General features: G+C 68.1%; 17 protein-coding genes. 4 read left to right on the top strand and 13 right to left on the bottom strand.

Annotation, left to right across the window (positions count from 1 at the left end):
* The 6 genes from dxr to AC1DCJ_RS02570 form a co-directional block, all read right to left on the bottom strand.
* Nucleotides 1–1,191 (bottom strand): 1-deoxy-D-xylulose-5-phosphate reductoisomerase, encoded by a 1,191-nt coding sequence (dxr, locus tag AC1DCJ_RS02595; protein ID WP_478070007.1) that lies wholly within the window; start codon nt 1,189–1,191, stop codon nt 1–3.
* Nucleotides 1,192–1,193: 2 nt separating this feature from the next.
* On the bottom strand, nt 1,194–2,018 hold the full coding sequence (locus AC1DCJ_RS02590) for a phosphatidate cytidylyltransferase (protein WP_038689465.1): 825 nt from the start codon (nt 2,016–2,018) through the stop codon (nt 1,194–1,196).
* A complete protein-coding gene (uppS, locus tag AC1DCJ_RS02585) occupies nt 2,015–2,785 on the bottom strand; it encodes a polyprenyl diphosphate synthase (RefSeq protein WP_038689463.1) in 771 nt (256 codons plus the stop codon). Before uppS ends, AC1DCJ_RS02590 begins: the two co-directional genes overlap by 4 nt.
* 5 nt (nt 2,786–2,790) lie before the next feature.
* Entirely contained in the window at nt 2,791–3,348 is a 558-nt protein-coding gene (gene frr / locus AC1DCJ_RS02580) for a ribosome recycling factor (RefSeq protein ID WP_038689461.1), read from the bottom strand.
* Nucleotides 3,349–3,499: 151 nt separating this feature from the next.
* Complete coding sequence (gene pyrH / locus AC1DCJ_RS02575) at nt 3,500–4,231, bottom strand: UMP kinase (protein WP_038689459.1); 732 nt, start codon at nt 4,229–4,231, stop codon at nt 3,500–3,502.
* A 123-nt stretch (nt 4,232–4,354) separates the two neighbouring features.
* Nucleotides 4,355–5,854, bottom strand: coding sequence for a GGDEF domain-containing protein (locus tag AC1DCJ_RS02570; RefSeq protein WP_313246273.1), 1,500 nt, complete (start codon nt 5,852–5,854; stop codon nt 4,355–4,357).
* A 237-nt stretch (nt 5,855–6,091) separates the two neighbouring features.
* Here AC1DCJ_RS02570 and AC1DCJ_RS02565 point away from each other — a divergent pair, with 237 nt between their 5' ends.
* Nucleotides 6,092–6,787 (top strand): AIM24 family protein, encoded by a 696-nt coding sequence (locus AC1DCJ_RS02565; protein WP_478070006.1) that lies wholly within the window; start codon nt 6,092–6,094, stop codon nt 6,785–6,787.
* Nucleotides 6,788–7,500: 713 nt separating this feature from the next.
* On the opposite strand, the gene tsf is transcribed toward AC1DCJ_RS02565, so the two are convergent.
* The 7 genes from tsf to AC1DCJ_RS02530 all read right to left on the bottom strand — a co-directional run bounded on the left by tsf (nt 7,501) and on the right by AC1DCJ_RS02530 (nt 15,317).
* Complete coding sequence (gene tsf, locus AC1DCJ_RS02560) at nt 7,501–8,379, bottom strand: translation elongation factor Ts (RefSeq protein WP_038689454.1); 879 nt, start codon at nt 8,377–8,379, stop codon at nt 7,501–7,503.
* A gap of 126 nt (nt 8,380–8,505) precedes the next feature.
* Complete coding sequence (gene rpsB / locus AC1DCJ_RS02555) at nt 8,506–9,357, bottom strand: 30S ribosomal protein S2 (RefSeq protein ID WP_137188999.1); 852 nt, start codon at nt 9,355–9,357, stop codon at nt 8,506–8,508.
* A 211-nt stretch (nt 9,358–9,568) separates the two neighbouring features.
* Nucleotides 9,569–10,267, bottom strand: a complete 699-nt coding sequence (locus tag AC1DCJ_RS02550) for a fimbrial biogenesis chaperone (RefSeq protein WP_478070005.1) — start codon at nt 10,265–10,267, stop codon at nt 9,569–9,571.
* Between the two features lie 361 nt (nt 10,268–10,628).
* Nucleotides 10,629–11,705, bottom strand: a complete 1,077-nt coding sequence (locus tag AC1DCJ_RS02545; protein ID WP_478070004.1) for a Csu type fimbrial protein — start codon at nt 11,703–11,705, stop codon at nt 10,629–10,631.
* Nucleotides 11,675–14,029 carry a fimbria/pilus outer membrane usher protein gene (locus tag AC1DCJ_RS02540; RefSeq protein WP_478070003.1) on the bottom strand — a complete coding sequence of 785 codons (2,355 nt, stop codon included), beginning with the start codon at nt 14,027–14,029 and terminating at the stop codon, nt 11,675–11,677. Before AC1DCJ_RS02540 ends, AC1DCJ_RS02545 begins: the two co-directional genes overlap by 31 nt.
* Nucleotides 14,030–14,036: 7 nt before the next feature.
* Nucleotides 14,037–14,783 (bottom strand): fimbrial biogenesis chaperone, encoded by a 747-nt coding sequence (locus AC1DCJ_RS02535; protein WP_141058800.1) that lies wholly within the window; start codon nt 14,781–14,783, stop codon nt 14,037–14,039.
* A gap of 9 nt (nt 14,784–14,792) precedes the next feature.
* Complete coding sequence (locus AC1DCJ_RS02530; RefSeq protein WP_478070002.1) at nt 14,793–15,317, bottom strand: Csu type fimbrial protein; 525 nt, start codon at nt 15,315–15,317, stop codon at nt 14,793–14,795.
* 264 nt (nt 15,318–15,581) lie between these two features.
* Here AC1DCJ_RS02530 and map point away from each other — a divergent pair, with 264 nt between their 5' ends.
* Genes map through dapD form a run of 3 tightly spaced genes read left to right on the top strand, consistent with a single transcriptional unit; the run spans nt 15,582 to nt 20,067 of the window.
* Entirely contained in the window at nt 15,582–16,355 is a 774-nt protein-coding gene (map, locus tag AC1DCJ_RS02525; RefSeq protein ID WP_241658856.1) for a type I methionyl aminopeptidase, read from the top strand.
* 20 nt (nt 16,356–16,375) lie between these two features.
* Nucleotides 16,376–18,994 (top strand): [protein-PII] uridylyltransferase, encoded by a 2,619-nt coding sequence (locus AC1DCJ_RS02520; RefSeq protein WP_448136851.1) that lies wholly within the window; start codon nt 16,376–16,378, stop codon nt 18,992–18,994.
* The gene (gene dapD, locus AC1DCJ_RS02515; protein WP_137189005.1) at nt 18,994–20,067 is read left to right on the top strand and encodes a 2,3,4,5-tetrahydropyridine-2,6-dicarboxylate N-succinyltransferase; all 1,074 of its coding nucleotides are present in this window, start codon (nt 18,994–18,996) and stop codon (nt 20,065–20,067) included. Before AC1DCJ_RS02520 ends, dapD begins: the two co-directional genes overlap by 1 nt.
* Nucleotides 20,068–20,074: the final 7 nt, after the last annotated feature.

Below are 20,074 nucleotides of genomic sequence, written 5' to 3'. Positions count from 1 at the left end.
TCAGGCGTGGTCGATGGCGGCTTGGGTGATCAGGCGGGCGCGCTGGTCGGCAGCCAGCAGGACCGCCAGTGTATCGGCGGACTCGACCGACAATGTTGACAGAGCGTTAGCCACCAGCGCCGGAATGGCAAGGAAAGCGACTTTTCCCTGAAGAAATGCTGAAACCGCCACTTCATTGGCGGCATTGAGGATGGCCGGCGCGGTACCGCCGGCCGCCATGGCCTGCCAGGCCAGGCCCAGGCAGGGGAAGGCGTCGGTGTCGGGCGCCTCGAAATCCAGCCGTCCCTGGGTCAGCAGGTCCAGCCCGCCGACCCCGGATTCGATCCGCTGCGGCCAGCCCAGGCCCACGGCCAGGGTGGTACGCATGTCCGGCAGGCCCATCTGGGCCAGCGTGGAGCCGTCGACGAACTCGACCAGCGAATGCACCAGGCTCTGCGGGTGCACCAGCACCTCGATGCGCTCGCCTGGGACGCCGAACAGGTGGTGGGCCTCGATGACTTCAAGGCCCTTGTTCATCAACGTCGCCGAATCGACCGAGATCTTCGGCCCCATCGACCACTTCGGGTGCGCCACGGCCTGCGCCGGGGTGACCTGGCCCAGTTCGGCGCGGCTGCGCCCACGGAAGGGGCCGCCCGAGGCGGTCAGCAGGATCCGGCGGACGCCGGCGCCCTCCAGGCTGGCATCGCGCGAGCGCAGGCACTGGAAGATCGCGCTGTGTTCGCTGTCGATCGGGATGATCTCGGCCCCGGCGGCAGCGGCCTGGCGCATCAGCAGCTCGCCGGCCAGTACCAGCGACTCCTTGTTGGCCAGCAGGATGCGCTTGCCCGCCGTGGCGGCGGCCAGGGTCGAGGACAGCCCGGCGGCGCCGACGATGGCGGCGACCAAGGTGTCGCATTCGGCACTGGCGGCGAGCTGGTCCAGCGCGGCTGCGCCGGCATGCGCCCGGGTAGGCAGCCCGGCGTCGCGCAGGCCGTCACGCAGCGCGGCGAACAGGGTGTCGTCGGCGATCACGGCATGGTCGGGCCGATGCTGCACGCACAGCGCCACCAGCGCCTCCACCTGCCGCCCGGCCGCCAGCACGCTGGCGCGGTAGCGGTCGGGATGACGCGCGATCACATCCAGCGCCGATGCGCCGATCGAGCCGGTGGCGCCGAACACGGCGACCCGGCGGGGAGCGGTATCGCTGACCATGTTCAGAATCCGAAGATTTCCTTGCCCAGTGCGAACACGGGCAGGGCGGCAAGCACGCCGTCGATGCGATCCAGCACGCCACCGTGGCCGGGAATGATGTGGCCCGAGTCCTTGGCGCCGGCGTGGCGCTTGATCAGGCTCTCGTACAGGTCACCCAGTACCGAGGCGAACACGGTCACCACGGCGGTGATGATCAGGCCCAGCACGTGGGCGTTGTCGATGCCGGCCATGTAGCCAAAGCCCAGCGCAACCGCCAGGCCGGCCACCATGCCGCCGCCCAGACCTTCCCAGGTCTTGTTGGGGCTGATCCGCGGGGCCAGCTTGGTGCGGCCGAAGGTGCGGCCGGCGAAGTAGGCGCCCGAATCGGCCGCCCAGACCACGGCCAGTGCCGTCAGCAGCCACAGGTGGCCGTTGCTGCCGCTGGCATGGATGAGCACCAGCGAAGCCCACGCCGGCACGATGGCCAGGGTGCCGGCCAGCAGCTTCAGCGCACGCGCCGGGCTGCTCGGGCTGGCCCCGAAGGTGAAGAAGCGCAGCCACAGCAGCGCCATCAGCCACCAGGCGATGCCGACCAGCGCGGCGATCTGGTACAGCACCAGCGAGCCGTCGCCGGCCCACACCATCAGCACCATCAGCAGCAGGTTCAGCACCAGCAGCACGGTGCGGGCGAGGGTGTCGTCCACGTCGGCCAGCTTCAGCCATTCCCACAGGCCGATCAGGAACACGGCGGCGGCAGCGGCGGCCAGCCATTGGGTCGGCAGCAGCAGGATGGCCGCGATGGCGACCGGCGCCATGATCAGCGCGGCGATGACTCGGGTCTTGGTCATGGGGTGGACGTCTCGGTGGCCAGGGCGGCGATCTGGGCGCTGGTCAGGCCGAAGCGGCGTTCACGGGCGGCATAGGCGTCGAGCGCCTGCTGCAGGACGGCGGCGTCGAACTCGGGCCACAGCACGTCGGTGAACCACAATTCGGTATACGCCAGCTGCCACAGCAGGAAATTGCTGATGCGGGTGTCGCCGCCGGTGCGGATGAACAGGTCCGGCGGCGGCAGGTCGGCCAGGGCAACCCGGCTGGACAGCATCGCTTCGTCGATCTGTTCGGGCAGCAGGCGGCCGGCGGCCACCTCTGCGGCCAGTTCGCGCGCCGCGCGGGCGATGTCCTGGCGGCCGCCATAGCTGGCGGCGATGTTCAGGGTCATCGCGCGGTTGTCGGCGGTGCGCTGTTCGGCCAGCTGCATGCGGCTGACCAGCCCGGCGCCGAAGCGCTCGCGTTCGCCGATGAAACGCACGCGCACGCCCCGCCGATGCAGCTCGTCCACTTCGCGGTCGAGCGCATTGAGGAACAGCTTCATCAGCGCGTCGACCTCGTCGGTTGGCCGGCCCCAGTTTTCACTGGAGAAGGCAAACAGGGTCAACGCGGCGATGCCGCGTTCCAGGCAGAAATCGATGGTGCGGTTGACCGCTCGCGCGCCGGCCCGATGGCCGATCAGACGCGGGCGGCGTCGCTTCTGCGCCCACCGCCCGTTGCCATCCATGATGATGGCAACGTGGCGCGGGATGGCCGCAGGGGTGCTGGAGGTCGGGGCCTGGGACATGGGGCTCAGACCGACATCAGTTCCTTTTCTTTTTCGGCCACGACACTATCGACGTCCTTGATCGACTTGTCGGTCAACTTCTGGATGTCGTCTTCGCCGCGCTTCTTGTCGTCTTCGCTGATCGCCTTGTCCTTGATCAGGGTGGCGATGGCCTTGTTGGCGTCCTGGCGGATGTTGCGGATGGCGATCTTGGCGCCTTCGCCTTCCTTCTGCACCTGCTTGCCCAGCTCCTTGCGGCGCTCTTCGGTCGGCGGCGGCAGGTTGAGGCGGATCACGGTGCCGGCCACGTTCGGGGTCAGGCCGAGGTCGGAGGCGTAGATGGCCTTCTCGACGTCCTTGATCATGCCCTTGTCGAACAGGGTGATGACCAGGGAATGGCCTTCGGACACGCTGATCGAGGCGACCTGGTTCAGCGGGGTGTCGGTGCCGTAAGCCTTGACCGTGATGCGGTCCAGCAGCGCCGGCGAGGCGCGGCCGGTGCGGATGGAGGTCAGGGTGTGCTTCAGAGCATCGATGCTCTTGGCCATGCGCGTCTGCGCGTCCTGCTTGATATCGTTGAGCATCGCCCGAATCCTGGATGTAGCTGGTAATCGGACGATTATAGGCGAATAAGGGGGCAGCCCGCCTTATCGGGGCCGGTCGTTGGCCGACGCCCGCAGGTACCTGCACCCGGCAGGCGCGGCCACGGGCCGGCTGCCGGGATGACTACGTCGTTCAGGCAGCCTGGTCGCGACCGCGCACCAGGGTGCCGATGTTGTCGCCGTGCAGGATCTTCAGCAGTTCGCCCGGCTGGCCCATGTCGAACACGCGCAGCGGCAGGTCGCTGTCGCGCGCCAGGGCGAAGGCGGCGGTGTCCATCACTTCCAGGCCGCGGCGGATCACTTCGTCGTAGGTCAGGCTGTCGAAGCGGACCGCATCGCTGTACTTGTTGGGGTCCTTGTCGTACACGCCGTCCACCTTGGTGGCCTTCAGCAGCAGGTCCGCGCCGATCTCGATGGCGCGCAGGGCAGCGCCGGAATCGGTGGTGAAGAACGGGCTGCCGACGCCGGCCGCGAAGATCACCAGCCGGCCCTTCTCCAGGTGGCGGATGGCGCGGCGGCGGATGTAGTCCTCGCACACGTCGTTGATCTTGATGGCGCTCATCACGCGCGCCTTGGCGCCGAGCTTCTCCAGCGCGTCCTGCATGGCCAGCGCGTTGATCACGGTGGCCAGCATGCCCATCTGGTCGCCGGTGACGCGGTCCATGCCGCCGGCCGCCAGGCCGGCGCCGCGGAAGATGTTGCCGCCGCCGATGACCAGGGCCACTTCCGCGCCAGCCTGCTGGGCTTCGATGACCTCACGGGCCAGGCGATTGATGACCTTGGGGTCGATGCCGTAGTCCTCGTCTCCCATCAGCGCCTCCCCGGAAACTTTCAGCAGGATGCGGCGATAGGCAAGACTGGACATGGTGACCTCTGGATGCGTGGAAAACGCGGGAATTCTACTGGAAGCCGGGTCTGACCGCGCGTTTATTTTGCTGCGCTGCGGCGCAGGCCCGGGTCCCGTCCCCTGCGGGAAGGGGCGTCCGGTTCACGCCGGCGCCGTTCCCGGAGAACGTGCGATGACACGGTTGCGACCCAGGTTCTTGGAGCGGTAAAGCACGTCGTCGGCGGCCTTCAGCAGGTCCTGAACATCGGCGAAACGCTCGTAGCCGCCCTGGGTGGCGACACCGGCCGAGAAGGTCACGAACAGGGGGCCGTCGGGCACCTCGGCCATCGGCGTATTGACGATGTTGGCCAGCACCCGGCGGACCACCTCCAGTGCAACCAGTTCGGTGGTGTTGGGCAGCAGGGCGATGAACTCCTCGCCGCCGAAGCGGGCCACGGTATCGCTGGTGCGCAGCTGCTCCTGCAGCTTGCCGGCGAACACGCGCAGTACCTGGTCGCCCATCAGGTGGCCGTGGGCGTCGTTGATCTTCTTGAAGTCATCCAGGTCGATGAACGCCACCGACAGCGGCCAGCCGTGGCGGGTGGCGCGCAGGAATTCCTGTTCCAGCACCGCCTCCAGCTGGCGCCGGTTGAGTACGCCGGTCAGTGCGTCGCGGTGGGCCTGTTCGGCCAACCGGTTGGCGCGCGCTTCGAACTCGTCAGCGCGCTGGCGGGCCTGGGCGGCATCCTGCATTTCGCGCAGGTTGCGCAGGGTCGCCAGCTCCTGGGCGTGGTCGATCAGCTGCTGCACGCGCGAGGGCGACAGCAGCGAGGTCTCGAACAGGGCGCTGATATCGGGCAGGGCGTCGCTGATGCGGGCCAGCACCTGGTCGAACTGGGCGCTGTCCAGCTGCAGCCGCTCGTTGACCAGCTGCAGTGCGTGTTCGCGGGCGGCATCGGCATCGGCGCTGAGCCAGATGTCGGCCACGGCGCCGGACAGGGCCACGCAGGTCTGGAAGTTGTCTTCGGCGTCGGCCGGCGATTCGCTGCGGGCGATGCTGTCCACCAGGTAGCGCGGCAGGTCCCACTGCTCGGCCATCAGGGCGCCGACCTCGGCATGGGTGCACTGCAGGTGTTCGCGTTCCAGTGCGACCAGCGCGTCGTTGTCGGCGGCCTGGCGCAGCAGCGGCAGGTACGTGTCCGGCTGGGCCTGGGCGAGCACCAGGATGCCCAGGTCCTGCAGCAGGCCGGCCAGCATCAGTTCTTCGGCCTTGCGCAGGCCGCGGGCCTGGCCCAGCAGGCTGGCGGCGAGGGCGCTGAGAATGCTGCGCCGCCACGCACGTTCGCGCAGGTCCTGGCCGTCGCCGGGCGCGGTGAGGCCCTGGGTGACGGTGAAGCCGAGGGCGAGGCTGACGGTGGCATTCAAGCCCAGCATGGTCAGCGCCTGGCCGAGGTTTTCGATGCGGCGGCGGCTGGCATACAGCGGCGAGTTGGCAATGCGCAGCATGCGCGCGCTCAGCGCCATGTCGATGGCGATGATGTCGGCGGCGGTGGTGATGTCCGCTTCCGGGTCCTGGGCCAGTTCGATGATGCGCAGGGCAATACCGGGCGGCGAGGGCAGGTTGCGGCAGAGCGCCAGGGCGGCTGTCAGCTCGGGAGGCATGGCATGACTGATGGTGTGTTGAGGCAAGAATACATGGAGTGCGTCACAGATTTTGGCGTTGATGCTTGCGTTGGCGGGTCGGTTGGCGTCGGCACGGCGTTTGCCGATGCGCCACGTACTGCAAAACCAACGGGCAGATCGCGGCGGGCGGGATCATCGCGCCCTTGGTAACACATTCCCCGGCGCAGGGGGAGGGGCGTTACCATTCGTGCTCCCTTTGCATGGATGACGCACGACATGGCCGTAAAGACGTTGCAGGAGTTTTTGTCCACCACCCAGGAGAAGGATGTCAGCGCGGATGCGTTCGAGCTGGAAAGCCCGCACATGCTGGAAGTCCGGGTGGACGGGATGGTGTGGGCGAAGGCGGGTTCGATGGTGGCGCGCAAGGGCGGGGTGAAGTTCACCCGGCAGGGGCTGCTGGAGCAGGGGCTGGGCACGCTGCTGAAGAAGATGGTGACCGGCGAGGGTCTGCAGTTGATGAAGGTGGAGGGCCAGGGGCGGGTGTACCTGGCTGACGCGGGCAAGCAGGTGACGTTGCTGCGGCTGGCGGGGGAGTCGATTTTCGTGAACGGCAATGATGTGCTGGCCTTCGAGACGGGGATCGCGTCGAAGATCACGATGATGAAGAAGGTGGCGGGGATGCTGTCGGGCGGTCTGTTCAACATTCAGTTGAGCGGGCACGGGATCGTGGCGATGACGTCGCACTACGAGCCGATGACGCTGCCGGTGAACGCGCAGACGGGTCCGGTGTTCACCGATCCGAACGCGACGGTGGCCTGGTCGGGGTCGCTGGTGCCGGAGATCGTGGCGGACATTTCGTTGGGCATGCTGGTGGGGCGCGGGTCGGGCGAGAGCCTGCAGATGCGCTTTGCCGGCGAGGGCTGGGTGGTGGTGCAGCCGTACGAGGAAGTGTCGTTCCAGTCCAAGGGGTAAGGGGTGGTTTGATGTGCGCTGGCGCGCGGCTTTTTACGGCGACAGCTGACGTCAACGTCAACTGCAACGTCAACTGCAACGTCAACTGCGGCGCCGCGGTGCTGTGGGCTGGGTCGGTGCGGGTGCGGTTGGGAGGGCAGTAGCCGGTGGCCAGTGGGCTATCGGTTTGCTGCGGGTTGGTGGCTGGCGAGTGATTGGTTGGTTGTTGGTTGGTTCGTGGCCGGCCATTGGCCGGCGGGGTGGGTGGGGATATTGGGTGGTGGATTCATTGAGATATGGGGGTAGAGCCGACCGTTGGTCGGCTGCTCCAAACCACCCAATACGCACCCCAAATAAAAAACCATCCAACCCATCCAAACAAACCAACCGCACCCGTCACGCCCCAATCAACAGCAAAAACACAGCCCCGCTGTTCCCCATCCATCCGTTAGCGAAACAACGTCGGGGCTGGCAGGCTTACCCCCTGCCGGGACCGTTGGGCGCCATGGATGGCGCCCACGAGCCCCCAGGGATGGGTTCACGGCGTGTCCCGGCAGGGGGTAAGCCTGCCAGCCCGCACGTAAACGCAACCAGCAAGGAAACCAGCTTTGCGCTCTGAAGCTCTGCGCTTCACGCTTCGAAAAAAAACAACACCCACAAAAAAACCCGACCGAAGCCGGGTTTTTTCGTAGAAGCAGATCAACCCGCCATCACCGAAGTGACAGCGTGATGGATCAGGCCAGACCGGCCTGCTTCATCACTTCGGCGGCGTAGTCTTCCACCACCTTCTCGATGCCTTCGCCAACGGCCAGACGCTTGAAGCCCACCACGTCCGCGCCGGCTGCCTTCAGCACCTGCTCGACCGACTGGTTGGTGTCCAGCACGTACGGCTGGCCGTACAGCGTCACTTCGTTCACGATCTTGGCGATCTTGCCGCTGATGATCTTTTCCAGGATGTCGGCCGGCTTGGACTTGTCCTTGTCGGTCATCTTGGCCAGCTCGATTTCCTTTTCCTTCGCAACGAACTCGGCCGGCACATCGGCCGCCTTGTTGTGCGGCGGGTTCATCGCAGCCACGTGCATGGCCAGGCCACGGGCCAGCTCGGCGTCGCCGCCGGCCAGTTCAACCAGCACGCCGATGCGGCCGCCGTGCACGTAGGCAGCAACGTTGTTGGTCGATTCCAGACGCACGATGCGACGCACGTCGACCTTCTCGCCGACCTTGGCAATCACCGCGGCGCGGGCTTCTTCGATCGTCTCACCGGTCGGCAGCTTGGCGGCCTTCAGTGCGTCGATGTCGGCAGCACCGGAGCTCAGCGCGGTAGCGCCGACAGCCTTGGTGAAGTCCAGGAAGTTGCTGTCCTTGGCGACGAAGTCGGTTTCCGAGTTGACTTCCACCAGCACGGCCTTGTTGCCGTCCTGTGCAGCCACGATGATGCCTTCGGCAGCCACGCGGTCAGCCTTCTTGTCGGCCTTGGCCAGGCCGGACTTGCGCAGCCATTCGGCCGAGGCGTCGATGTTGCCGCCGTTTTCGACGAGTGCCTTCTTGCACTCCATCATGCCGGCGCCAGTGCGCTCGCGCAGTTCCTTGACCAGGGAAGCAGTGATTTCCACGGGATTTCCTCACGAAAGAAAGGGGTTGGGCCGGCATGGTGGCCGGCCCGTGTGACAGTGTCCTGTCGTCGCGCCATCGGCAGCGGACAGGAACGGTGGGCGCGTGGCGCCCACCGTGGGCCTGGATCAGGCCTGGGCTTCGCCAGCCGCCGGAGCGTCGGCAGCCGGGGCTTCAGCGGCCGGAGCAGCCGGAGCGGCAGCAGCCTTCTTGGCCGGAGCGCGGCGGGCCGGCTTGGCTTCTTCGCCAGCAGCGGCTTCGCTGAACTCTTCTTCGCGGACGGTGGCAGCGTGCGGCGCAGCAGCCTTGCCTTCCAGCACGGCGTCGGCAGCGGCGCGGGCGTACAGCTGCACGGCACGGATGGCGTCGTCGTTGCCCGGGATCGCGTAGTCGACCAGTTCCGGGTTGTAGTTGGTATCAACCACGGCGATCACCGGGATGCCGAGCTTCTTGGCTTCCTTGATGGCGATGTCTTCGTGGCCGATATCGATGACGAAGATCGCGTCGGGCAGACGGTTCATGTCCTTGATGCCGCCCAGCGAGGCTTCCAGCTTGTCGCGCTCGCGACGCAGGCCCAGCACTTCGTGCTTGACCAGCTTCTCGAAGCTGCCGTCGGTTTCGCCGGCTTCCAGTTCCTTCAGGCGGGCAACCGACTGCTTCACGGTACGGAAGTTGGTCAGGGTGCCGCCCAGCCAACGCTGGTTCATGAAGGGCATGCCGCAACGCTCGGCTTCTTCACGGATCGACTCGCGGGCGCTGCGCTTGGTGCCCAGGAACAGGATGGTGCCGCGCTTCTGCGCAACGCTGGAAATGAAGTTCATCGCGTCATTGAAGAGCGGAACGGTCTTTTCCAGGTTGATGATGTGGATCTTGCCGCGGGCGCCGAAGATGTACTGGCCCATCTTGGGGTTCCAGTAACGGGTCTGGTGGCCGAAGTGGACGCCGGCTTCCAGCATCTGACGCATGGTGACCTGAGGCATTGCAGTAACTCCTGATAGGGAACCGGCCGCCACGGGTAATAGAGGGCGGTCCGCCGCGAGGCGGATGGTTCCGGGGTTTGGCTTCCCTGTCGCTTCCGTGACCGAACTCCTTGCGGAGCACCCCGGCACGGATAGGGGCGGCAGGTGTGAATTCACCGGTGACGTCCGGTGTTGACGTATTCCCGCGCCAAGGCGGCAGGGATCCGGTCGATTATAGCCCGCTGCCGGGGGCAGGCGCAATCGCGGTGGGAAGTGGGGCGTCGGCGGCCTCGTTGAGCCGGGCCCGGAACTGGCCGCCGGCGTAGCCATCCGGCCGCGGCGGCAGGTCCCAGCTGCGGGCACTGCGCGGCAGCACATAGCCGGCCAGGCCCTCGATCAGCGGGTGGCGACGCCCGTGGGCGTCCACGAACACGAGATCTGCCAGGTGGGCATGGCCGTCGCCGTCATTATAGAGACGCAGGCGCGGCGCCGAGAGGCTGCCATCGGTGCCGACCTGCAGCCGTGGCAGCGGCACCCCCGGCCGGTCGGGCTCCACGAACACCGGCAGCGAGTACCGTGCAACGCCGGCGCCCGGGTCCGGGCTGATGACCAGCCGGTAGCCGTGCTGGACGGCGTCGGGCACGGCGCCGAGGCGGACCACGCGGACCCGCTGGCGCTGGCCCGGCGCGATCTCCAGCCGGGCCGGGCTTACCGCCAGGTCCGCGGCCGGCACCAGCTGTTCCTGGTCGCCCGCCTGTTCCCAACGGTACAGCCGCGCCTGGCCGGACCAGGCGGCGCCGTCCGGGTTGGCCAGCCACAGCTCGGCGTGGGCCGGACCGGCCGGCACCGACACGCGGACCGGGCTGATCTCCAGGGCATGCACGGGCAGCGCCGCCAGCGCGCCGAGCACGAGCGCCGCGGCCTGCCGCATCAGTAGGTGACCGTGACCACGGGCGGCTGCCCGGGAGGCGATGCGCCGTTGGCCGGGCTCAGGGCCGTCACCTGGGCGGGAACGGGCTGGCGACCGTCGCTACGCTGCTGTGCGGGTCGGCAGGCCGGTTCGCGGGGCGTGCCGGGGTGGCTGCAGTCGGCGACGATCCGCACCCCGATCCGCAGACCGGCGCTGCCGCCCGCGACGGGGCGGGCGGTGGCGGGCGATACGGCGGCACAGACGGCCAGCAGGCTGGCCAGGACGAAAGAAGATGATCGCGGGGGCATCGAACATCGCACGACGGGGGATGCGACCGTTAACGGCCGGGAACGCAGCCGCTTGAGTAGATCTGTCGACTAGTTCAATAAGTAATGGTGACGGTTATCACATCGTTATAGCTGCCCTGGGCCGGAATCGCGCCACTGGTGGGCGGGGCCCGTCCGTACACCGTGAGCGTCTGCGCCGCGCCGTTGCCGGTGCCGGACTGGGTGTCGGTGTTGAGCGTGTTGCCCCAGCGCTGCGAGCGGGCCGGGTCGCGGTACAGCTCGTAGGGAATGTAATAGACGCTGCTGTTCGGCGCGGTAAAGCGCATGCGCCGGGTGGTGCCCTGCGCGCTCTGCCCGTTGTCCAGGCCGATGCTGTAGGCGGTGCGGTTGATGCAGGTCAGGCCGATGGTGGAGGTGCGGTCCAGGTTGGCGGTGATCGCCCCGGCATTGCTGCCGAAATCCATGTCGGTGGTGACGTAGGTGCTGCACTGGGGCAGCACGTTGGCGCTGACGGTGAACGGGAAGGCGCTGTCGGCGGTCTTGTGGCCGCTGACGCCACTGGCCGTGGTGCACAGCGCCGGCTGCTGCGCGGTACCGATGACGCTCTCGTTGTAGGCGTATTCCAGGCTGACGTTGGCGGCGGTGAAGCTGCTGGCGAAGCTGCCGGCCGACAGCACTTGCGCGGCGGGCACCTGCCCGTACACGGTGACGGTCTGGGCGCCGCTGCCGCCGGTAAGCAGGGGCACGCCGTAGCTGAGCGTGACCACCGCCGCGGGCGGCGTCCCGCCGGGTACCGTGCCCCATACCGTGGTGCGCCCCGCATTGGTGTACAGCTGGAAGGCCATCGGGTCGGCGCTGGCGTTGGTCATGCTGCGGGTCGGCAGCAGGGTGCTGCCGGTACTGCCGGTGCCGATCTTCAGGCAGGCGCGCACGCTGGCGCTGCCGAGTACGCTCAGTGCGGCGGTGGTGCAGGTGATGGTGAAGCTGGTCATGGCGTTGGTCGCGGTGGCGGCACCGTTGGTGATGGTGCCGAATGCCAGTGCGGTCGGCGCGGTGGCCGTGCAGGTGGTGGCGGCACGCACCGGGGCGGTATGGCAGGCCAGGACCAGTACCAGCAGCAGGGCGATCAACCGCACGGCGTTCATGGCACCGGCGCCGCGGCCGGCAGGCATCGCAGCGGGCCGATCCGTGTGGTGCCGGGCGAGGTGGGGGCCACGGCCGGGGCCAGCCGTACGCTGCAGCGGCCGTCCGGCAGTTGTACCTGCAGGTCGGCCGGCAACGCCACGTCTTCCAGGTAGGTTTCACCGTCGTAGCCCACCGTGGCGGTACGCCCGCCGGGCAGCAGCAGGGTGCTGCCCACCGGCAGCGGCAGGCCGGCGGCATCCTGCAGCACCACGCTCCAGGCCAGGGTGCGGCGCAGGCCGAAGTCCACGCCCAGCCCGGCGCTCTGGCGCGGGGTGACCCAGGCATCCACGCGGTCGGCGCGCATGTCCGCGGGCAGGTCCAGGGTGTCGATCGAGAGCCGGTTGCGCTGCCAGGACAGCAGCGAGGTCACCAGCAGCAGGCCGTTGCGGTCGGTGCTGCCGATCAGGCGGTTTTCCAGCCGCACCGGGATGCCGGGATGGCCGTCGGTGGAGACCAGCGCGAACGCATCGGTCACCTCGCGCGCGGCGAACAGGTGCCCGCCCATCCACACCAGGCTGCCGCTGGCGTTGGCATAGCCGTAATCGAAATCGCCCTGCCGCGAATAGCCCAGCGCGTAGCGGCCCACCCGGTTGAGCCAGCCCAGTTCGGCCAGCCCGCCGGCGCCGTCATCGCCACCGCGCGCCTGCACGCGCCAGCCATATCCGCCCTGGCTGCCATCGCCCGGCACCGGTTGGGAGACGTCGGCCACGTAGGTCATGCGTTCGCCATTGCGCTGCGCCGACACGCTGCTCTGGCGGTTGCGGCCGAGCGCGGCCGATACCGACAGGTAGGCGCTGCGATCGTCGCTGTCGGACAGATTCTGGTTGAACGACAGGTAGGCCGACCAGCGCTCGCCGAAGCTGCGCGACCAGAACAGGCTGGCGTAGCGGTTGTCATCGCCGTCGGGATAGCGCAGCCGCAGGTAGCTGGCGCTGAGTGAGCCGGCGCGATCCAGGTTGATGCCGACGGTGGCCTGCTCGCTGATGTCGGGCGGTAAGGTGTCCTGCAGCGCGCCCAGGTCGCGGTAGTCGCCATGGGTACGCCGGGTGAGGAGGTTGAGGTTGAAGCGGCGGTTGTTCCAGCTGTACCCCAGCGAATACTGGCCGCCCTGCAGACCGTCCATGCGGCTGTGCGCGTAGGCGGCGTTGAGCACGCCGGCACCACCCAACAGCCACCAGCCACCGGCCCCGCCATTGAACACTCCGCCGCCGCCTTCCAGGTGCGCCTCGGCGGTGAAGCTGTCGCTGGCGCCGTGGCGCCAGGTCGCGCTGCCGATCACCGGTGATTCGTAGCCGAACGAACGGATGCCGTAATCGCGGCGCATCCGGCCCACGCCGGCCGACCAGTCCGACAACCCCTTGGCCAGCAGTTGCTGGGCGCCGTAGAACGCGAAGTCCAGCGTCTGCATGCGCCCGAACGCATCGGTGATCACCACCTGGGCGTTGCCGGTGCCGCTGATGCCCGGTTGCGCGGCCAGCTGGAACGGTCCGACCGGCACCTCGCCGTTGTACTGGCGCAGGCCGTCCACGTACAGCTCCACGTTGGAAGGCACCACCGCCTCGCCGAGGAAGGTCGGGGTGGGGGTCAGCACCCGATAGGGCTGCAGGCCGTAGTTGCGGCCGATCTGCACGCCGCCCATGCGCACCGGTCGGCTCCAGTCGACGAAGCCGCTATAGAAGTCGCCCACCGTGAGGGTGACGGCCGAATCGGGGAAATCCAGTCGCCACGCGGTATCCAGGCGCACACTTTCACCCCGCCACTGGCGGTCCTCCGGATCCTGATAGGTGCGCAGCAGCGCACTGGATTCGAACACGCCGCGCCCCAGCCCGAACAGGCGCAGTTCGGTGGTCAGGGCGAGGTTGCCGCCGCCTTCGGTGTGGCTGCCGTACACGTCGTAGTTGAGCAGCGCGCCGGGCGATGCCGCCGCTGCCGGTGCGGTTTCGGCCGGGCGCTCCAGCCGTGTGGTCGGCAACGACAGCTGCTCCAGCGGCACGTCCAGGGCCAGTGTCTGCAGGCTCGCGTCGTAGCGCACCACGACGCCGCTGAGCAGGTCCAGCGCGACCGGTTCCTCGCCCCGCGCCAAAAAGCCCAGTTGGCGCAGGGTCGCGGGCGAGGCCATCAACCGGCCCTGCAGCTCGGTGAAGGGCAGCAGCCCGCGCGGCGCCTGGTTGAGGGTCACCTCCAGGTACAGCGTCTGCGCGGCGGTCAGCGGTGTCGGCGGCGGCAGCAGGGCCTCGCCGGACACGCCGATGTCGGCGTCGGCCGCCATCGCCGCGCCCGGTGCCAGCGTCGCGGTGAGCAGCATCCGCATGCAGGCCTCAGCGAGCCGCAGGCGCGACGGGCAGCGGCGTCTGGGCCGACTCGCCATTGATCTTCGCCGAGAACGTGGCGCCTGCCAGGCGGGCCGCCGGAACATCCAGCGGCCAGCGCATGGTCTGTCCGCCCAGGACATAGCCGAGCAGGCCGGGGTGCACGATCTGCGGGCGATCCGCACTGCCCAGGCCGATATCGGCCAGTTGCGCATAGCTGTTGCCGCTGTTGTGCACCTCCAGGGCCGGCCGCCCGTCATCAAGCCGCAGCAGGCGGGCCTGCAGCGCATGTTTGAGCGGGGCCTCGCCCGCGGGCTGGATGAACACCGGCATCGAATAGCGCAGCACGAACTGCATGCCGGTGCCCTGTGGCACTGCGCTGGGCAGTTCGTCCACCACCACCCGGTAGGCGCGTTGCGCGTCGGGCGGGGCGGGGTCGCTGCGCACCACCCGGATCAGCTGCTGCTGGCCGGCGGCCAGCGCCTGCATGGGCGGGCTGACCTGCAGTTCGGTGGTGGGCAGAAGCTGGTCCTGACCGCTGTCCTGGCGCCACTCGAACACCCGCACCTGCACCTGGACGGGCGCGGTGCCGCTGTTGGTGAGCCACAGCGCGTCTGCGTTCTGGCGCGGTGTGAGCTGCAACGAAGTAGGGGCGACCTGCAGGCTTGCGGCGGTGGCGCTCCCCATCAGCAGCCACAGCCAGCCAAGGGCCGCGTACCCGAACCGCCACGGGCGTCGCCCTGCGGAAATCGGCATGGCGGACCCTCAGTAGGTGATGGTGGCGGTGATGGTGTCCTGGTAGTTGCCCGCGGCGGCGTTGTTGACGCTGGGGTTGGCGATCTGGCCATAGACGTTGAGCGTCTGCGCCAGGCCGGTGCCGATGCCGGCGGCCGTGTTGGTGCCGGTGGTGGCGCCCCACACGTCGGTATGCGCGGCGTCGCGGTACAGCTGGTAACCGACGAAGTTGTTGGCGGTCACGCTGACGTCGGTGTTCTTCATGCGCCGGGTGGTCACGTCATTGGCGGTGCCGGCATTGGCGCCTGCGTTGAGGGCAACCGTATACGGGGTCAGCGCCGAACACTGGGCGGTGATCGTGCCCTGCGCGTTGGACGGGGTGGTAGCGGTGGACAGGGCCGAGCCGAAGTCCACGTCGGTGGCGGCCGCGGCGGTGATGGTGCACGCCTTGGTGATGATGATCTTGACGTTGAAGGTGGTGGTATCGGCCGCCAGGGCGGGCGCGGCCAGGCTGGCAACGGCCAGGCTGAGTACGGTAGTGCGGAGAAATCGCATGGGCATGCTCCTTGGACGACGGTCCTTGCTGAACAACACGATGCTGCCGGACAGCTACTGCTTCCTGTCCCGGTTATAGGGTCTGCCTTGTATCTGGACCGTGCAGATATGGCCCAATCAATGGCCGTTTTCGGCACAAGGTCGCGTTTTGCGATACGCATCACGTTTGTTCAGCTAGCTGACTAGGGGCCAGGCCCAATCGCGGCTGTCAGCGTTCCACCCGATCCCGTTCAGATTGGTCCCGGATCGGCGATAATGGGCGCCATGAGCGTGAATCTGAAAACCCCCGAGGAAATCGAACTGATGCGCATCGCCGGCCGCCTGGCCAGCGAGGTGCTCGACATCGTCACCCCGTATGTAAAGCCCGGCGTGACGACCGAAGAGCTGGACCGCATCTGCCACGACCACATCATCAACGTGCAGAAGGCCACGCCGGCCAACGTCGGCTACCGTGGCTTCCCCAAGACGGTCTGCACGTCGGTCAACAACGTGATCTGCCACGGCATTCCCAGCGAAGCCAAGGTCCTCAAGGACGGCGACATCGTCAACATCGATGTCACCGTGATCAAGGACGGCTGGCACGGCGACACCAGCCGCATGTACTACGCCGGTACGCCGTCGACGATGGCCAAGCGCCTGGTCGACACCACCTACCAGGCCATGTGGGCCGGCATCCGTGCGGTCAAGCCGGGCGCCACCCTGGGCGACATCGGCCATGCCATCCAGAGCCTGGCCGAAGGCGAGCGTTTCAGCGTGGTGCGCGAGTACTGCGGCCACGGCATCGGCAAGGTCTACCACGATGAGCCGCAGGTGGTGCATTACGGCCGCCCGGGCCAGGGCCTGGTGCTGCAGCCGGGCATGACCTTCACCATCGAACCGATGATCAATGAGGGCACCCGCTACAACAAGGTGCTGCCCGATGGCTGGACCGTGGTGACCAAGGACCGCAAGTTGTCGGCACAGTGGGAGCACATGATCGCGGTCACCGAGACCGGCGTGGACGTGCTGACCCTCTCGCCCGGCGAATCGCAGGTCTGAACATGTTGCCGGCGAGCCCGATGCTGGACGCGCCGGCAGCGTCCGTCACCGACCTGGAATGGTCGGCGCTGGCGCGGCAATCGCTGCAGCAGACCGACGCGCGGCTGTACCGCCGCTTCGACCAGGGCGACAACATCGAGCGCCTGCTGGCGTTGCGCGCGCGTGCGGCCGACCACCTGATCCGGCTGGCCTGGCAGCGTTGCCTGCCGGCCGGTAGCGGCCTGGCGCTGTTTGCCGTGGGCGGTTACGGACGCGGCGAACTGTTCCCGCGCTCGGACATCGACCTGCTGGTGTTCGGCGAGCCCGGGCACCAGCGCCAGCACGAATCCAGCCTGGCGCGGCTGTTCGCGCTGCTCTGGGACTGCGGCCTGCCGGTCAGCCACGCGGTGCGCTCGGCGGCCGAGTGCATCGAGGCCAGTGCGGATCAAACCGTGATGACCGCGCTGATCGAGTCGCGGCCGCTGCTCGCCGATGAGGCGGCACGCCTCGCGCTGAAGGCGGCGGTCAATACCGACGGCCTGTGGCCGCCGCGCGAATTCTTCCTGGCCAAGCGCGACGAGTTGCTGGCCCGCCACCAGCGCTTCGGCGACACCGCCGACAACCTGGAGCCGGACATCAAGGACGGCCCGGGTGGCCTGCGCGATCTCAATACGCTGGGCTGGATGGCCCTGCGTGCATTCGGCGTGCGCGACCTTGAAGCGCTGGTCGGGTTGGGCCACCTGGGTGCTGACGAAGCGGCCGCGCTGAAGCGCGAACGCTGCGCGCTGGCACGGCTGCGCTTCGGCCTGCATCTGGTGGCCAACCGCCCCGAAGAACGCCTGCGCTTCGATTACCAGAAAACCCTGGCCGCGCGCCTGGGCTTCGAGGACGACCTTGAAAGCCTGGCCGTGGAAAAAATGATGCAGGGCTTCTACCGCAGCGCCAGCGTGGTGCGGCGGATCAGCGACCGGCTGCTGCAGCGCTTCGAGGAACAGTTCGACGGCGAAGCGGTGCCCGAGCCGGTCAGCGTGGGCTTCTCGCTGCGCCGCGGCTACCTGGCCGCCAACGACGCGCGTTGGCCGCAGGGCGACATCGAACAGGTGTTCGCGCTGTTCTCCAGCTGGGCCTACAACCCCGATGTGCGCGGCCTGCATTCACTCACCGCGCGTGCGCTGGCCGAGGCGCTGCCGGAGCTGCCGGCCTACACCGATGCCAGCGTCGCGGCGCGCGAGCAGTTCATGGCGCTGCTGCGCAGCCCGCGCGCGGTCGATACGCTGGCACGGATGGCGCGGCTGGGCGTGCTGGGCCAGTGGGTACCGGCCTTCGCGCAGGTGTCCGGGCGCATGCAGTTCGACCTGTTCCATGTGTACACCGTGGATCAGCACACGTTGATGGTGCTGCGGAACATCGGCCTGTTCGCCAGCAGCCGCGCCGACGACCGTTTCTCGATCGCCCACGAAGTGTGGCCGCGCCTGCGCAAGCCCGAACTGCTGCTGCTGGCTGGCCTGTTCCATGACATCGCCAAGGGCCGCGGCGGTGACCACTCCGAACTGGGCGCGGTGGATGCGCGCGCGTTCTGCCAGGCGCATGCGCTGAGCACGTCGGACACCGAACTGGTGGCGTGGCTGGTGGAACAGCACCTGCGCATGTCGGTGACCGCGCAGAAGCAGGACATCTCCGACCCGGAGGTGATCCACCGTTTCGCCACGCTGGTGGGCAGCCGTGACCGCCTGGACTACCTGTACCTGCTGACCTGTGCCGACATCGCCGGCACCAGCCCCAAGCTGTGGAATGCGTGGAAGGACCGGCTGCTGGCGGACCTGTATTTCGCCGCACGGCGCGCGCTGCGCGACGGCCTGGAAAACCAGATGCCGGCCGCCGAGCGCGTCGCCGAAGCGCGCGATTCGGTGCGCGCGCTGGTGCGCGAGCGCGGCTACGACGACGCCACCATCGATCGCCAGTTCGCGGTGATGCCCGACGAAAGTTTCATCCGCCTGCGCCCGGAGCAGCTGGCCTGGCAGGCCGCCGCACTGGTGCCGGTGAAGCCCGGCCAGACCCTGGTCAAGGTGCGCCGAATCACCCCGGACGACCACGCACTGGAAGTGTTCGTGCAGTCGCCTGACCGCGATGGCCTGTTCGCCGCGATCGTGATGACGCTGGACCGCAAGGGCTACGGCATTCACCGTGCGCGCGTGCTGGACGGCCCGGTCGACACCATTTTCGATACCTTCGAAGTGACCCCGGCCGACAGCTTCGCCGACGGTGACGCGCCGCGCCTGGAGGCGGCGCTGCGCGATGCGCTGGCCGGCGACCTGACCCGCCTGCGGCCCTCGCGCCGGGTGATTCCGCGCCAGCTGCGGCATTTCCGTTTTGCACCGCGCATCGAATTCCGCGACGGCAGCGATGGCAGTCCCGGCACCCGTTTCAGCCTGATTGCCCCTGACCGCCCCGGCCTGCTGGCCGACGTGGCGTTCGTGCTGCGCAACCAGCGACTGCGCGTGCACGACGCGCGCATCGCCACCTTCGGCGAGCGCGCCGAAGACATGTTCGTGATCAGCGATGAGCACGACCACCCCCTTACCGAATCTGCCAGGCAGCAGTTGCACGACGCGATGCTCGCGTGCCTGGACCCCGATCGAAACGCCGGAGACCCCCACTGATGGCCACCAAGCCCGCCAAGAAGACTGCCGCCAAGACCGCGGCAGCCAAGAAGACTGCTGCCGCACCCGCCGCCGTGAAGAAGCCCGTTGCCGCCGCCAAGGTGCCGGCGGTGAAGAAGGCCGCTGCAAAGAAGGCCCCGGCCAGCAAGGCCGCCACCCCGGCCGAGAGCGCGGCCAAGCGCAGCGCCAGCCGCGACGCCACCATTGCCCGCAAGTCGCTGCGCAAGCCGGCCACGCCGGGCGTGGAAGAGCTGAAGTTCGGCATCGAGAGCGCCTTCGAGCGCCGTGCCACGCTGACCCTGCATGAGCTGGAAGGCTCGACCAAGCCGCTGGTCGGGCGCGTCATCGACGGCCTGGAAACCGGTGAATTCCGCGTGGCCGAGCCCGATGGCCACGGCGGCTGGAAGGTCAACGAGTGGCTGAAGAAGGCGGTGCTGCTGTACTTCCGCGTCAACGACATGGCCGTGGTCGATGCGCGCCCCGCACCGTTCTGGGACAAGGTGGAATCGCGCTTCGCCGGTTTCGACGAGGCCAAGTTCCGCCGCGCCGGCGTGCGCGTGGTGCCCGGTGCGATTGCCCGTCGCGGCACGTATTTCGGCAAGGACGTGGTGCTGATGCCGAGCTTCACCAACATCGGCGCCTACGTCGGCGAAGGCACCATGGTGGACACCTGGGCCACGGTGGGTTCGTGCGCGCAGATCGGCAAGCACTGCCACCTGTCCGGCGGCGCCGGCATCGGCGGCGTGCTCGAGCCGCTGCAGGCCAGCCCGACCATCATCGAAGACCATTGCTTCATCGGCGCCCGTTCGGAAGTGGTGGAAGGCTTCGTGGTCGGCCACCACAGCGTGATCGGCATGGGCGTGTTCCTGGGCCAGAGCACCCGCGTGTACAACCGCGCCACCGGCGAAATCAGCTACGGCTCGGTGCCGCCGTACAGCGTGGTGGTGTCCGGCCAGCTACCGTCCAAGGACGGCTCGCACTCGCTGTACTGCGCGGTGATCGTCAAGCAGGTGGACGCCAAGACCCGCAGCAAGACCAGCGTCAACGACCTGCTGCGCGGTCTCGCCGACTGAGTCCTGC

Source organism: Stenotrophomonas sp. 10N36 (assembly GCF_056395005.1).
This window is presented reverse-complemented; position numbering and strand designations above follow the sequence as displayed.